The following is a 16,217-nucleotide window of genomic DNA, read 5'->3' as shown; positions in this document are numbered from 1 at the left end:
CTAACGGAGTGTTTATGGCAGTCAAGGTCCTGGTGGTGGACGATTCGGGTTTCTTCCGCCGCCGCGTCTCGGAAATTCTTTCCGCCGATCCAAGCATCCAGGTGGTCGGCACGGCCACCAACGGCAAAGAGGCGATCGATCAAGCCATTGCGTTGAAGCCTGACGTCATCACCATGGACTACGAGATGCCGATGATGGATGGCATCACCGCAGTCCGCCACATCATGCAACGCTGCCCCACCCCGGTCTTGATGTTCTCCTCGCTGACCCACGAAGGCGCCCGGGTAACCCTGGATGCGCTGGACGCTGGCGCGGTGGATTTCCTGCCGAAGAATTTCGAAGACATCTCGCGCAACCCCGAGAAGGTCAAGCAACTGTTGTGCGAGAAAGTCCACAGCATTTCCCGCAGTAACCGTCGCAGCCTGTTCAGCGCCCCCGCGCCGGCACCGGTTGCAGCGGCGCCTGCGCCGACATCGTCGTCGTTCGGTCGCCCGGCCCCTGCGCCGGTGGCTCGGCCTGCGCCAGCCGCCGCCCCGGTTCGCGCCGCTGCGCCAAGCGCGCACTCGCCGGCGCCCAAGCGCAAAGCCTACAAGCTGGTCGCCATTGGTACGTCCACCGGCGGCCCGGTGGCCCTGCAACGGGTGTTGACGCAATTGCCGGCGAACTTCCCGGCGCCGATCGTGCTGATCCAGCACATGCCCGCCGCGTTCACCAAGGCCTTCGCCGAACGCCTCGACAAGCTGTGCCGCATCAGCGTCAAGGAAGCCGAGGATGGCGACATCCTGCGCCCTGGCCTGGCGCTGCTGGCCCCGGGTGGCAAGCAGATGATGGTGGATGGCCGTGGCGCGATCAAAATCCTGCCGGGCGATGAGCGCCTGAACTACAAGCCGTGCGTGGATATCACCTTCGGTTCGGCAGCCAAGTCCTACGGCGACAAAGTTCTGGCGGTGGTGCTCACCGGCATGGGCGCCGACGGCCGCGAAGGCGCGCGCCTGCTCAAGCAGGGCGGCAGCGCGATCTGGGCCCAGGACGAAGCCAGCTGCGTGATCTATGGCATGCCCATGGCCATCGTCAAGGCTGAACTGGCCGACGCCATCTACAGCCTGGACGACATCGGCAAGCATCTGGTGGAGGCCTGCCTCTAATGGATGTGTTGAGCCTGATCGGCATCATCATGGCGTTTGTCGCGATTATCGGCGGCAACTACCTCGAAGGCGGCCACCTCGGTGCGCTCGCCAACGGCCCGGCCGCGTTGATCGTGATCGGCGGCACCGTCGGCGCGGCGTTGTTGCAGTCGCCGTTGAGCTCGTTCAAGCGCGCCATGCAGATTCTGGTATGGATCATCTTCCCGCCGCGCGTCGACCTGGCCGGCGGCATTGATCGCGTGGTCAACTGGAGCCTCACCGCCCGCAAGGAAGGCCTGCTGGGCCTCGAAGGCGTGGCCGATGCCGAGCCCGACAGCTACGCGCGCAAAGGCCTGCAATTGCTGGTGGACGGCGCCGAGCCGGAAGCGATCCGCAGCATCCTCGAAGTGGATTTCTACACCCAGGAAAGCCGCGATATCAACGCCGCCAAAGTCTTTGAAAGCATGGGCGGCTACGCGCCGACCATCGGCATCATCGGTGCGGTGATGGGCCTGATCCACGTGATGGGCAACCTCGCCGACCCTTCGCAACTGGGCAGCGGCATTGCCGTGGCATTCGTCGCCACCATCTACGGCGTGGCCAGTGCCAACCTGGTGCTGTTGCCGGTGGCCAGCAAGCTCAAGTCGATTGCCCAGCGCCAGTCGCGTTACCGCGAAATGTTGCTGGAAGGCATCCTGTCGATTGCCGAGGGCGAGAACCCGCGCTCCATCGAATTGAAGCTCCAGGGCTTCATGGACTGATGGGAGGTCATGATTGTGAGCCGTCGCCGTCGCGAGCCTGAAGAGCACGTCAACCATGAACGCTGGCTGGTGTCCTACGCGGACTTCATCACCTTGCTGTTCGCGTTTTTCGTGGTGATGTACTCCATCTCGTCGATCAACGAAGGCAAGTACAAAGTCATTTCCCAGGCGCTGATCGGCGTGTTCAACGACGCCGATCGCTCGCTCAAGCCGATTCCCATCGGTGAAGAGCGGCCCAAGACCGTGACCCCGGCCAAGCCGCTGGTCAACGACAGCGACGAAACCGCGGCCGGCGTCGGCGGCACCAGCGACCCGCTGAAAAGCATCGCCGACGACATCAGCGCTGCCTTTGGCGACTTGATTAGCTCCAACCAGATGACCGTGCGCGGCAATGAGTTGTGGGTCGAGATCGAGCTCAATTCCAGCCTGCTGTTCGCCAGTGCCGATGCGCTGCCCAGCGACCAGGCGTTCACCATCATCGACAAGGTCGCGGGCATCCTCAAGCCGTTCGAGAACCCGATCCACGTCGAAGGCTTCACTGACAACTTCCCCATCAGCACCGCGCAGTACCCGACCAACTGGGAGCTGTCGTCGGCGCGCGCATCGAGCATCGTGCGCATGCTCGCAATGCAGGGCGTGAACCCCGGGCGCCTGGCGTCGGTGGGTTATGGCGAATTCCAGCCGGTGGCGAACAACGCCACGGTAGAAGGGCGCGCGAAGAACCGCAGGGTGGTCCTGGTGGTGTCGCGCAACCTCGATGTGCGCCGCAGCCTGACCGGCACCGGCACGGCCAATGCAACACCGGACGCGGCCTTGAAGCGCGCTGGCACACAAACTGCACCGGCAGTGGTAACGCCGCCGGTTCGGCAGAGCTCCGTCAATTCTCCGTCACCGGCTCAATAACCTATGCAATGTCTCGGTCGCGCCTGTGCCCACCGGGAGGAACCAACTGAATGAGAGTCTGGGCAGTTGCCAATCAAAAAGGTGGGGTCGGCAAGACCACCACCTCCATCGCCCTCGCTGGCTTGCTGGCCGAGGCGGGCAAGCGTGTGGTCGTGGTCGACCTCGACCCCCACGGCTCGATGACCAGCTATTTCGGCTACGACCCGGATGCGCTGGAACACAGCTGCTACGACCTGTTCCTGCACAAGGGCAGCGTGCCGACCGACCTGCCGGGGCAACTGCTGTTGCCCACCAGCAACGAGAACATTTCCCTGCTGCCGTCCAGCACCGCGCTGGCCACCCTTGAGCGCCAGTCGCCAGGGCAGAGCGGCCTGGGCCTGGTGATCGCCAAGACCCTGGCGCAGCTGTGGCAGGACTTCGACTACGCCATCATCGACAGCCCGCCGTTGCTCGGCGTGCTGATGGTCAACGCGTTGGCGGCCAGCCAGCAATTGGTGATCCCGGTGCAGACCGAGCACCTCGCGGTCAAAGGCCTGGAACGCATGGTCAGTACCCTGGCGATGATTAACCGCTCGCGCAAACAGGCGCTGCCGTTCAGCATCGTGCCGACCCTGTTCGACCGCCGCACCCAAGCGTCCCTCGGCACCCTGCGCGTACTGCGCGATGCCTACCCGGAGACGATCTGGAACGGCTACATCCCGGTGGACACGCGCCTGCGTGACGCCAGCCGCGCCGGCCTCACGCCGTCGCAGTTCGACGGCAAGAGCCGTGGCGTCATGGCCTACCGCGCGCTGCTCAAGCACCTGCTGTCCCAGCAGCTTGTGGCGCAGGTGGCTTGATGAACCGTCCCGTCGAATTCAAGACCCGGCCGCAACTGGCATTGGAATCCTACCTGGATGCCTTGCTGCAGGACGCGACCGCCGAAGAGTTGCCCGAGCCGATACTGGTACTTGAGCCCGCCATTGAGCCGCCAGCCGCACTGGATGAGTTCCAGCTGGCGGTGCTCGAAGAACAAGCCCGCGATGCCCAGGTGGTGGTGCCGATCACGCCGGTCGTGGTGGTCCCCGTTGCCCCTGTCGTGGTCGCGCCGGTGGTGGAAGTCCATCTGCCGCCAAGCATCACACCGCCGCCGGTCACCCCTGATGGTCGCCCGAGCTGGGCCGCCGAGCCGTTCGAATGCCTGCTGTTCGACGTCGCCGGCTTGACCCTGGCAGTGCCGCTGGTGTGCCTGGGCTCGATCTATTCCCTGGAAGGCCAGGAGCTGACGCCGCTGTTCGGGCAACCGGAGTGGTTCCTCGGCATCCTGCCCAGCCAGGCCGGCAACCTGAAAGTCCTCGACACCGCGCGCTGGGTGATGCCCGACCGCTACCGCGACGACTTCCGCCAGGGCCTGCAATACGTGATCTCGGTGCAGGGCTACGAGTGGGGGCTGGCGGTGCATCAAGTCAGCCGCTCGTTGCGCCTGGACCCGAACGAAATCAAATGGCGCAGCCACCGGGGCCAGCGGCCTTGGCTGGCGGGCACCGTGATCGAACACATGTGCGCGTTGCTCGACGTCGCCGAACTGGCCGAGTTGATCGCCAGCGGCGCCGTCAAGTCGATGCCGGTGACTACACGCAGTTGATTGAACAATAAGGGCCGCGCGGTTGCGGGGCCAATGAAGCACACACGCCGTACATAACGGCATTTGAAGGGGTCAGGGGTATGAACAACAAGTCAGCGTCCGCACAAGGTTTGGATGATCCGATCCTGCAATGGGTAACCTTCAAGCTGGACAACGAGTCCTACGGCATCAACGTGATGCGCGTGCAGGAAGTGCTGCGCTACACCGAGATCGCGCCCGTGCCGGGTGCGCCGAGCTACGTGCTGGGCATCATCAACCTGCGCGGCAACGTGGTGACTGTGATCGACACCCGCCAGCGTTTTGGCCTGGTGCCGACCGAAGTCAACGACAACACCCGCATCGTCATCATCGAAGCCGACAAGCAAGTGGTCGGGATCATGGTCGATAGCGTGGCCGAAGTGGTCTACCTGCGCCAATCGGAAGTGGAAACCGCGCCGAACGTGGGCAACGAAGAATCCGCCAAGTTTATCCAGGGCGTGTGCAACAAGAACGGCGAACTGCTGATTCTGGTTGAGCTGGACAAGATGATGAGCGAAGAAGAATGGTCGGATCTGGAGAACATCTGATTGTTTCTTGAAGCGGCGGTGATCGTCCTGGCCCTGTTGTGGGCCGGGACGTTGGCCTTCCTGCTGCGCTATCTGCGCCAGCAACGGGAAGTGGCCTTGCAACAGGCCGAGCGCGACGCCGTGCGTGATCGGCGTGTGCTGGAGTTGGTCAAGCGGGTCGATCATTACCAGCAGACGGCGGTGCGGGTGGGGGATGAGGTGCATGAACTGCGCGCGATCCTCGCGCCGTTGCCGGACAAGTTGGCGCAGATCGAGCAGCGTGATCCGTCGAGCCTGTCATTTGCCCAGGCGGCGAAGCTGGTGGGGATGGGGGCGACGGTGGATGAGTTGACCCAGTCCTGCGGGCTGACCCAGGCTGAGGCGCAACTGATGAGCAAGCTGCACAAGAGCTGACCCCTGAATGTGGGAGCTGGCTTGCCTGCGATAGCTATGTGTCAGGCGACTTTAGTTTGTCGGATGTACCCCGATCCAAATGTGGGAGCGGGCTTGCTCGCGAAGGCTATGTCTCAGGCGCTGGGGGGCTTTGGGTCTGGGTACATATCCATTGCTGCGGTAACGGCCACTTAGGGTTCCGCTCTTACAGCGGGTCACTTTTGGAGGGACCCAAAAGTAACCAAAAGGTCCTCGCCCCAACACTCGGTGCCTCGCCTAGGCTCGGCATACCCTCACTCCGGCTTTGGAGCGTGGGCCGCCGCAATGGGCCATCCCTGGCCCAGTGCGGCTAACCCGGCGTCCTGCCGGGTTACCCACGCTCCAAAGCCTGCGTTCGGCCAGCGTGTTTGACGGGGCGACCCCAGATCAAAAGCCAGAGCGCGGCGGCCTTAGAGCCGACCGGCACTTCTCATGCTGTTCACCGCTCAACTGTGGGAGCTGGCTTGCCTGCGATGCAGACACCTCGGTCTGTCTGGCTGCCGCCAATTTGATGGGTTTGTGCAGAGGCTCATGGCATCAGGACACAAAGCTGTACAAAAGTTGAATTATTGTCGAATTCACCTCAATCAGCTCCAGGCCTTGAAATAGAGCCTTCCACCCAAAAAACAAAGCCTTTCCCAACCCCCCGTTTTTGCGAAATGTGTCACAGGGCCATACATCCCCATGGCACTTTTATGTCTTTGTGGTGACCAAGCCTGCGAATGTAGGAAGTTTCACTCACAAGGATGCGAAATGTCTTTCGACGCTCTACCTAGAACAAAACCGTCTGTTTTGCTGCAGTCTTGCGTCGCCACCTGTTCCCTTGTCGGTTTCCTGACCAGCGCAGCGGCTTTGGCGGCTGAACCGCAAGCCCCTGCCCAACAATTACTCCTGCAGCAACAACGTGAACGCGCCCAGCGCGAGCAGTTGGAGCAATCCCCCGACGTCCGTCTGGAAGCGCCGCTCGACAGCGCCGGCAACCTGCGTCTGCCGCGCAATGAAACGCCGTGCTTCAAGATCGACCGCGTGGTCCTCCGTGGCGACCAGGCCGAAGACTTCCAGTGGGCCCTGCGCGCCGCCAACCCGACAGATGATCCGGTGCAAGGCCGTTGCGTCGGTTCCGCCGGTATCAACCTGACGATGAAGCGCATTCAAAACGCGATCATCGCCAAGGGTTTCATCACCACCCGCGTCCTCGCCGAGGCCCAGGATTTGAACCAGGGCACGCTGTCGCTGGTGCTGGTGCCGGGGCGGATCAAGCACATCCGCTTTGCCGAAGGCACTTCCGCCCGCGCCAATTATTGGAACGCCATGCCCGCATCGCCGGGCGACGTGTTGAACCTGCGCGACATTGAGCAGGCGCTGGAAAACTTCAAGCGCGTACCCACCGCCGAAGCCGACGTGCAGATCACCCCGGCCGAAGGCGCGGATGCCCAGCCCGGTGAGAGTGATGTGGTCATCGCCTGGAAGCAGGCAATTCCAGTGCGCGTCAGCCTGTCGGTGGACGACTCCGGCAGCAAGCAGACCGGCAAGTACCAGGGCAACGTCGCGCTGTCGCTGGACAACCTGGCGAGCCTCAACGATCTGTTCTACATCAGCTTCAACCATGATTTGGGCGGCGGCCAGAGTGGCGACCGCGGTTCCAAGGGCCACACCGTGCATTACTCGGTGCCCTACGACTATTGGCAGCTGAGCCTGACGTCCAGCGAGTACGACTACCACCAGACGATTGCCGGGGTGAACCAGGCGTATTCCTACAGTGGCCGCAGCCGGACCAATGAGGTGCAGCTGTCGCGGGTGATCTACCGCGATGCGGTGCGCAAGACCACCGTGTCGGTCGGCGGTTGGAGCCGCACGTCCAGCAACTACATCGAAGACACCGAGATCGAACTGCAACGCCGACGCATGGCCGGCTGGCAGGCGGGGATCAACCACCGTGAATTCATCGGCGCCAGCACCCTCGACCTCGGGGTCGGCTATCGCCGTGGCACCGGTGCCCGTGATGCATTGCGCGCGCCCGAAGAGGAAAACGGCGAAGGCACCTCGCGCTCGCAGATCATCACCGCCAACGCCCAATTGCAGCTGCCGTTCACCCTTGCCGACCAACGCCTGCGCTATATCGCCGGCTGGCGCGGGCAGTGGAACCGTACGCCGCTGATTCCCCAGGACCGCTTTTCGATTGGCGGGCGCTACACCGTGCGCGGTTTCGACGGCGAGCAGATCCTCTCGGCCGAGCGCGGCTGGACCTTCAGCAACGACCTCGGCCTGAGCCTGGCCAACACCGGCCAGGAACTCTACCTGGGCGTGGACTATGGCGAAGTCGGCGGGCATTCCACCCAGTACCTCTCGGGCCGACGCCTGGCCGGTGCGGTGGTGGGCCTGCGTGGCGGCTACAAGCAGTTTTCCTATGACATCTACACCGGCAAGCCCCTGGAAAAACCCAAGGGCTTCCAGACCGCCGACGTGACCAGTGGCTTCAGCGCCAACTGGTCATTTTGAAGGAGGCCACGATGCACCACGACACCCTGGAGGTGCTCGCCCCCGAGCGGGCCGACAGCCCCATCGACGAAGCCCAGGTGCTGGGTTCGGCGGTGTGGCTGTGGATGCACTCGGCGGCCCATCGCGATGCGCCGTTGCACAGCCTGTCGACGCTGTTGCTGCCGGCGATCAAGCGGCGCCAGTTCATCTTGGTCAGCGAAGGCGGGCGGCCGGTGTTTTTCCTCTCGTGGCTCAACCTCAGTGCCGACGCCGAGGCGCGTTACCTGCGTGCACCGGCGGTGTGCCTGCCAGCCGAGGATTGGGACAGCGGCGACCGGTTGTGGATCAACGACTGGGTCGCGCCGTTTGGCCACACCTCGCGCATCAGCAGCTTGCTGCGCCGCCGTTTGTGGCCCGGCAAGGTGTTCCGCGCACTGCACCACAAAGGCGAAGCGCGCGGCTTGCGCGTCTTGAATTTCCAGGGCATCGCCGTCCTGGACCTGGAGGCGCAAGCCTGGTTTGCCACTCACCCGTTACCCAGCGACGCGCTCTGATCAGCCACCGCGCAAAGGATCTGCATGAATAAGCATCTGTTTCGAGTTGTATTCAACAAGGCCCGCGGCCTGCTGATGGTGGTGGCCGAGAACGTCAAGAGCGCCTGCAAGGCCCCCGGCACCACGCGCGGTGTGTCCTCGGTCAGCCCGGTGACGGCAACCCTCACGCCGCTGCGTTTTGCGCTGATGGTGGGCATGGGCTGGGTCACCCTGGTGGCGCCGGTGCAGGCGCAGGTCGTGGCCGATGGCTCGGCGCCGGCGGGCCAGCGCCCGACCATCGGTGCCGCTGGCAATGGCGCGCCGGTGGTGGACATCACCCGCCCGAGCGACGCGGGCGTGTCGCGCAATACCTATTCGCAGTTCGACGTGGACAAGCGCGGGGTGATCCTCAACAACGCCGCGACCAACAGCCAGACCCAACTGGCCGGCTGGATCGAAGGCAACCGCGCGCTGGCCAATGGCAGTGCGCGGGTGATTCTCAACGAAGTCAATTCGAGCAACCCGAGCCAGTTGCGCGGGTTTGTCGAAGTGGCCGGTTCCAAGGCCCAGGTGGTGATTGCCAACCCATCGGGCATCGCCTGTGAAGGCTGCGGCTTTATCAACGCCGACCGCGCCACGCTGACCACTGGGCGCGCGCAGTTCGAGAACGGCCTTATCAGTGGCTACCAGGTCTCGGGCGGCAAGATCAGCATCGGTGGCGAAGGCATGGACACCAGCCGCGCCGACTACACCGAGATCATTGCGCGCACGGTCGAAGTGAACGCAGGCATCTGGTCCAAGGACCTGACCATCAAGGCCGGCACCACCGGTGCCGCGCCGGCAGACACGCCGGCCGTGGCCATCGACGTGGCGCAACTGGGCGGCATGTATGCCGGCAAGATCACCCTGGTCGGCAACGGTGCTGGCGTGGGCGTGCGCAACGCCGGGCAGATCGGCTCCAGTGCCGGTGAAGTGGTGATTGGCAGTGACGGGCGTATCGAAAACCGTGGCCAGATCAGCAGCGCCACCCAACTGACGGCCACGGCTGACAAGGGCATCGACAACAGCGGCACGCTGTACGCCCAGGGCAATCTGGACCTGAAGACCGCCGCGGATATCGACAACAAGGGCATTGCGTCCGCCCAGGGCGATGCGCGCCTGACCGCCAAGGGCGCGATTCGCAGCCACGCCGGTTCCGCACTCGCGGCGGGCGTCGACAGTGCCGGCAAGCTCGGCGACAGCGGTTCGCTGACCCTGACCTCGGCCGGCACGATCACCGCCAAGGGGCAGAACCTTGCGGCGCAAAAGCTCACCGCCAGCGCCGCGCAGGTTGACCTGAGTGACAGCCAGACCTCGGCCCAGACCGTCGACCTGACCAGCACCGCTGGCAACCTGGATCTGCGCCGCAGCCGTGTCACCGCCAGCCAGGCCCTGACCGCCAACGCCAATCAGGCCTTGCTCAGCGATGCCGCACAGGTTGGCGCGGCGCAGATCGGCGTCACGGCGCTGGACCTGTCCAACGTCGGCGGCAAATGGGTGCAGACCGGCACTGCCGGCATGCGCGTGAGCGTCACCCGCAACCTCGACAACAGCAGCGGCATCCTCGCCAGCGGCGGCGGCCTCGACGTCAGTGCCGACAACCTGAACAACGGCGGTGGCCTGGTGCAGTCCGGTGCGCTTGGCGACTTGTCCGTCACCGCCCGCCAGCACTTGGCCAACGGCAACGGCAAGCTGGTGAGCGCCGCGCAGCTGACCCTCAACGGCGGCACCCTGGATAACAGCAACGGGCAGATCACCGCGGGCGGCGCGCTGGGCGTCACCGCCGCGCAATTGACCAACGCCAAGGGCACCGTCGCGGCCACGCAGACGCTGACGGTCAAGGCGGGCAGCGTATTGAACCAAGGTGGCACCCTCGGTTCGGTGGCGGGCGACCTGCTGCTCAACAGCGACGCAACGGCGCTCGACAACACCGGCGGCCGCTTGGAGGCCGCCAAGGCCTTGACCGTCAACGCCCAAGGCCTGAACAACAGCAGCGGGGTCATCACCGGCGCGCAGTTGTTGCTCAATACCCAGGGCCAGCAACTGAACAACAGCCAGGGCACCCTGAATGCCAGCGACACCCTGACCGTCGACAGCGGCGTGCTGAACAACGACGGCGGCATCGTGCAGGCCAAGTCGAGCCTGAAGATCGACACCCACGGCCAGCAACTGAGCAACCGCAACTCCGGCAGCACCGGTGGCATCCTCGGCCAACGCGACGTGACCGTGCGCGCCGGCCAGTTGCTCAACGACCAGGGGTTTATCGGCAGCGCCGCCACCCTTGACGTCAACGCCCAGCACCTGAGCAACCAGGCCGGCCTGTTGCGCGCCGACGGGCACCTGCTGTTGACAGCCGCCAGTGTGGATAACAGCAGCACCCAAGGCGCCAATCAGGGCCTCAAGGGCCAGTCCGTCGCGATGGACGTGGACAGCGTCAGCAACCGTGGTGGTTCGATCGTCGCCGACACGACGCTGAGCGTCACCGGCAGCGGCACCCTGGACAACGAACAGGGGATCATCTCGGCCGGCAGCACGCTGACCGTGGCGGATCGTGACCTTGCGCAAAAACGCCAGGCCATCAATAACGGCGCCGGCACGCTGATCGCCGGGCAATCGCTGCTGCTCGACAGCGCCAGCTACGGCGGCAACGGCAAGGTCCTCAGCCTGGGGGACCTGACCTTCCGCCTGACCCAGGACTTCGTCAACAACGGCCTGTTCCAGGCCAACGGCAACGTGTCGCTGGCCACCAGCGGGCGCCTGACCAACCTGGGCGCGCTACAGGCCGGCAACCTGCTGCGCCTGGATGCCAACGTTGTCGACAACACGGCCAGCGGCGCGATCAGCGCGCCCAAAGTGCAGGTCAACGCGACCACGCAACTGGACAACCGTGGCCTGATCGACGGCGAGGCCACGCGCCTGACCACCGCGACCCTGAACAACCTCGGCACCGGGCGCATCTATGGCGATCTGCTCGGCATCTCCGCCGGCACCCTGAACAACACCCTCGAAGGCGCATCCGCCGCGACGATTGCCGCCCGCAACCGCCTGGATATCGGCGCGCAGGTCATCAACAACCGTGAGCACGGCTTGATCTTCAGCACCGGCAACCTGCTGATCGGTGGCGCCCTGGACGCCAATGACCAGGCCACGGGCCAGGCGCAGGTGCTGAACAACGCCAGTGCCACCGTCGAAGCACTGGGCAGCCTCAGCATCAACGCCAAGCAGATCAACAACACCAACGAACACTTCGCCACCCAGCAGGTGCAGGTGTCCACCCAGGCCTTGCAGGAGTACCTGTTGTCGGGCTCGACCAACCGCTACCTGCCGGGGCAGATCTCGCTGTACAACGATGAGGTGCTGCACCTGGTCACCCCGGAAGGCTACGGCACGCGCTGGCTCCGCTACGACTACAACCGCACCGTGACCGAGACGCAGATCGTCGCCTCGGACCCGGCGCAGATCCTCGCCGGTGGCAACATCAACCTGATTGCCGACCAGGTGTTCAACGACAAGAGCCGGATCATCGCCGGCCAGGCGCTGAACGCCAGCGTCGGTTCGGTGATCAACACCGAACTGACCGGGCAGAAGGTCACCACCGACAGCGGCACGTTGGCCAGCTACTACCGCATCCAGCGCAAAGGCCGCGACCGCCAGGGCCTTAACGTCACGGCGTATACCCCGGCGCCCTTGATCGAGCAGATCTCGCTGAAACCGACGGTGTTTACCGAGTACGCGGCTATCAACGGCACCGGCACCCAGGTCGGCGCGCTGGTGCTGGCCAAGGTCACCGACAGCGCGGCCGGCACGGGTGACCTGGCCGGGGCCGGGCGTACCTATGCGGTGACCCCGATCAGCGAAGTGCAAGCGCTGACCCAGCAGAACGCGGGCGGCGCGGTGGAGCAGATCCGCACCGGTGGCTTCAACCCGGACCTGCCCAACAGCAGCCTGTACCAGATCAACCCCAACAGCACCGCCGGTTACCTGGTGGAGACCGATCCGCGCTTCGCCAACTACGGCAAGTGGCTGTCGTCGGACTACATGCTCGAACGCCTGAACCTTGATCCGGCCGGCACCCAGCAGCGCCTCGGCGATGGCTTCTACGAGCAGAAGCTGATCCGCGAACAAGTCGCCCAACTCACCGGGCGCCGTTTTGTCGACGGCTATGCCAGTGACGAAGCGCAGTATCGCGGCATGATCGACAGCGCCGTGACCCTGGCCGACCAGTGGAAGCTGATCCCGGGCGTGGCGCTGACCGCCGCGCAAATGGCGCAGTTGACCAGCGATATCGTGTGGCTGGTGTCCAAGGACGTGACCCTGGCCAGCGGCGAAGTGCGCAAGGTGCTGGTGCCGCAGGTGTATGTGCGGGTGCGCGAAGGTGACATCGACGGCTCCGGCGCGCTGATGGCCGGGCGCACCTTGAACCTCGACGTGCGCGGTGACCTGGTCAACAGCGGCAGCCTCTCCGGGCGCGATGGCGTGAACGTCAGCGTGCAGAACCTCAACAACCTCGGCGGGCGCATCCAGGGCAACGACGTGTCGTTGAGTGCCAGCCAGGACCTGAACAACATCGGCGGCCTGATCAGCGCCAACAGTCGCCTGGCCCTGAGTGCCGGCAACGACATCAATGTGCGCTCGATCACCACCGACAGCGAAAGCGCGCAGGGCACCCGCACCGCCTTGTCGCGCGTCGCAGGGCTGTATGTGTCGGCACCGGCGGCCAACCTGATTGCCACCGCCGGCAACAATATCAACCTGCAAGCGGCCCAGGTCAGCAACACCGGCGTCGGCGGCAAGACGACGCTGGTGGCGGGCAACGACATCACCTTGAGCACGGTGAACGAGTCCTTCACCCAGGCCAACCAATGGGATGGCGACAACTGGCGCAAGGAAGCCGGGCGCAGCGAAGTCGGCAGCTCGGTACAAGCCACGGGCGATATCCGCCTGGGCGCCGGGCGTGATGTGCAGGCACGCGGCGCGCGGGTCAACAGTGACGCCGGTGCCGTGGCCGTCAGTGCCAACCGCGACATCAACGTCGAGGCCAGCGAGCGCTTCAGCACGGCGGACGAGGCGCACAAGGTCAAGGGCAGCAACGGCATGTTCTCCAGCAAGACCACCACCACCCGCGACACGGTGGCGCAGACCACCGCGCAAGGCTCGACCTTCAGCGGCGAGCAGGCGGTGATGCAAGCCGGCAACAACATCACCATTACCGGCAGCAACGTGGTCTCGACGTCGGGCACGGCGCTGGTGGCGGGCAATGACATCAAGGTCTTGGCGGCCACCGAGACCCTCGACGAAAAACACACCAAGGACGTGAAGACCAGCGGCATGTTCAGCGGCGGCGCGATTGCCGTCACCATCGGCTCGCAGCAACAGACCAACAAGGACAGCAGCCAGCAGACCACGGCGGCCGCCAGCAGTGTGGGTTCCACCGACGGCAATGTGCTGATCAGCTCCGGCGGCGAATACCGCCAGGTCGGCAGCAATGTCAGCGCGCCGAAGGGCGATGTGTCGATTGAGGCGTCCGAGGTGAATATCCTCGAAGCGCGCAACCTCGCCGCGCAGCAGCAGGAGCAACGCTTCAAGCAGACCGGCGTGAGCCTGACCCTGACCAACCCCATCGTCAACGCGGTGCAAACCGGCCAGCGCATGAACAAGGCCGCCGAGCGCACCGACGACAAACGCATGAAAACCCTGGCCGCGCTGAACACCGTGTGGGCCGCCAGCGAAGCCCACACCCAAGTGATGGCCGACCCGGCAGCGGCGGGCGGGATCAACTTGAGCATCGCCCTGGGCATGAACAAGAGCGAGAACAAAAGCGAGCAGACCTCCAACACGGCGGCCGGCTCGACCGTGGCGGCGGGGCACGATGTGTCGATTGTGGCCACCGGTGGCAAGCGCAATAACGACCTGACGGTGCAGGGCAGCCAGATCACTGCCGGCAACGATGCGTTGCTTAAGGCCGACGGCAATATCCTGCTGGCGGGTGCTGAGAACACCATCGAGCAACACAGCACCAACAAAAGCGTGAACGGCAGCCTGGGGATCGGCATCTCCTTTGGCAGCGAGAAGAACGGCCTGAGCTTCAACGCTTCGGCGTCCCAAAGCCGCGGCAATGCCGATGGCAATGACCTGGTCTGGAGCAATACCCATGTGACGGCGGGCAATCAGGCAACCTTGGTGTCCGGCAAGGACACCACCCTGCGCGGCGCGGTGGTCTCGGCCGACAAGGTCAAGGCCGACGTCGGCGGCGACTTGAACATCGAGAGCCTGCAAGACACCAGCAAATTTGCCTCCGAGCAGAAGAGCATGAGCGCCGGCATCAGCATCTGCATCCCGCCGGTCTGCGCCGGCGCTGCGACGGCCAGTTTCAGCTCCAGCAACACCCAGCAGAAGTCCAACTTCGCCAGCGTCATCGAGCAATCGGGCATTCGCGCCGGCGACGGTGGTTTCGACCTCAACGTGCGCGGCAACACCGACCTCAAGGGCGGCGTGATTTCCAGCACCGACAAGGCCATCGCCGACGGCAAGAACAGCCTGACCACCGGCACGCTGACCGTGGCCGACATCCACAACACCTCCGAAGCCAGCGTCAAGACGTCAGGGGTGGAGCTCAGTTCGGACATGCTCGACGGCAAGCTCGGCACGGCCAAGGCGCTGCTCGCCAACAGCCTCGCCAACGGTTCGGACTCCGACTCCGCTGCCAGCGACACCCGCAGCGCCATCAGCGCCGGCACCCTGGTCATCACCAATGCCGAGCGCCAGCGTGTGGTCGCGGGCATGAGCGTCGACCAGACGATTGCCACCCTCAACCGCAATACCGAGGCCGCCCACGCTGCCGTGGAGCGCCTGGACGTGGCGGAGATGGGGCGCAAGGTCGAGGCGGAGCAAGAGATCAAGCGTGAGTTCTACAACCAGGTGTCGATGCTGGCGGATGAGGCGTATCGCAAGATCTTCCTTGAGAAGGCGCGGGTGTATGAGGTGTTGAAGGACAAAGATGGCAAGGCGCTGCTCGATGAAAAGGGTAACGTTCAGCGCCGCGAATTGAGCGACGAAGAAAAGCGCAACCTCAAGCCCGGGCCGGACGGCAAGGTGCACATTGCCAACAACGGTATTTTCAACGACATCGACGGTGCGGCCAAATACGCCGAACAACACAGCAGTGCCGATACCGGGCCGCAGTATTTGATCCACTTCGAGAAAGCCAACAACTTCACGTCCGAGTTGATGATCGCGGCGTATCAGAAGAATCTCGAAAATGATTTCTGGGGCTTGTCCAACGCTGCTGTGCAGACCAAGGAATATATGGTCCAGTTCGGCCAAAGCGGATTGCACATCGACGGCCACAGCCGCGGCACGTTGACCACGGGCAGTGCCATGGAATCGTTGGCTCGTGATCCGGCAAACGCTGGCCTCCTGGGCCAAACCTCGATGAACTTCTTCGGTGCGGCCTACTCGGTGCAAAAGGCCGATTCGCTGTTGGGGGTATTGCAGGACCGTTCCGTATTCAGTTCCGTGGAGCAGCGTGATGCGATGGCGCTGCAGTACCAGAATCATAATTTCGACCCCGTCGCCCGAGCGCCGCTGGTAGGGTTTAACGCTGGTACCGGCGGTACGATCCCGGAAGGCAGCAATCGGTTGTGGGAGTGGTTGAAAGTGTTCGGTGGCGATAAGACCGCGCACAACTGCTATGGCAAGGGCGGGGAACTCTGCAAGCCGTTCTGGAGCGATACAAAAGACGGCGCGGCCGTGTTTAAGAGAGTCAAACAATGAGGACG

The 16,217-nt window shown here is 64.2% G+C and carries 10 protein-coding genes; all 10 read left to right on the top strand.

The window, feature by feature from the left end:
• Positions 1-14: 14 nt before the first annotated feature.
• The 10 genes from NUV89_RS04570 (at position 15) to NUV89_RS04525 (ending at position 16,212) form a co-directional block, all read left to right on the top strand.
• A complete protein-coding gene (locus NUV89_RS04570) occupies positions 15-1,145 on the top strand; it encodes a chemotaxis response regulator protein-glutamate methylesterase (RefSeq protein ID WP_257780460.1) in 1,131 nt (376 codons plus the stop codon).
• The gene (locus NUV89_RS04565) at positions 1,145-1,885 is read left to right on the top strand and encodes a flagellar motor protein (RefSeq protein WP_017735230.1); all 741 of its coding nucleotides are present in this window, start codon (positions 1,145-1,147) and stop codon (positions 1,883-1,885) included. The genes NUV89_RS04570 and NUV89_RS04565 overlap by 1 nt, the downstream gene beginning before the upstream one ends.
• Positions 1,886-1,894: 9 nt before the next feature.
• On the top strand, positions 1,895-2,788 hold the full coding sequence (gene motD / locus NUV89_RS04560) for a flagellar motor protein MotD (RefSeq protein WP_207045181.1): 894 nt from the start codon (positions 1,895-1,897) through the stop codon (positions 2,786-2,788).
• Positions 2,789-2,838: 50 nt separating this feature from the next.
• Positions 2,839-3,627, top strand: a complete 789-nt coding sequence (locus NUV89_RS04555) for a ParA family protein (protein WP_257780459.1) — start codon at positions 2,839-2,841, stop codon at positions 3,625-3,627.
• Positions 3,627-4,412: a CheW domain-containing protein gene (locus NUV89_RS04550; RefSeq protein ID WP_257780458.1), complete on the top strand. Its 786-nt coding sequence runs from the start codon at positions 3,627-3,629 to the stop codon at positions 4,410-4,412. The genes NUV89_RS04555 and NUV89_RS04550 overlap by 1 nt, the downstream gene beginning before the upstream one ends.
• 80 nt (positions 4,413-4,492) lie before the next feature.
• A complete protein-coding gene (locus NUV89_RS04545) occupies positions 4,493-4,978 on the top strand; it encodes a chemotaxis protein CheW (protein ID WP_017735234.1) in 486 nt (161 codons plus the stop codon).
• Positions 4,979-5,371 carry a DUF2802 domain-containing protein gene (locus NUV89_RS04540; RefSeq protein WP_017735235.1) on the top strand — a complete coding sequence of 131 codons (393 nt, stop codon included), beginning with the start codon at positions 4,979-4,981 and terminating at the stop codon, positions 5,369-5,371.
• An 810-nt stretch (positions 5,372-6,181) separates the two neighbouring features.
• On the top strand, positions 6,182-7,888 hold the full coding sequence (locus NUV89_RS04535) for a ShlB/FhaC/HecB family hemolysin secretion/activation protein (protein ID WP_257780457.1): 1,707 nt from the start codon (positions 6,182-6,184) through the stop codon (positions 7,886-7,888).
• 11 nt (positions 7,889-7,899) lie between these two features.
• Positions 7,900-8,421, top strand: a complete 522-nt coding sequence (locus NUV89_RS04530; RefSeq protein WP_257780456.1) for a toxin-activating lysine-acyltransferase — start codon at positions 7,900-7,902, stop codon at positions 8,419-8,421.
• 24 nt (positions 8,422-8,445) lie between these two features.
• Complete coding sequence (locus tag NUV89_RS04525; RefSeq protein WP_257780455.1) at positions 8,446-16,212, top strand: hemagglutinin repeat-containing protein; 7,767 nt, start codon at positions 8,446-8,448, stop codon at positions 16,210-16,212.
• Positions 16,213-16,217 lie beyond the last annotated feature (5 nt).

The sequence above is a fragment of the Pseudomonas sp. 18.1.10 genome (genome assembly GCF_024655625.1).
Lineage (GTDB): Bacteria > Pseudomonadota > Gammaproteobacteria > Pseudomonadales > Pseudomonadaceae > Aquipseudomonas.
This window is presented reverse-complemented; position numbering and strand designations above follow the sequence as displayed.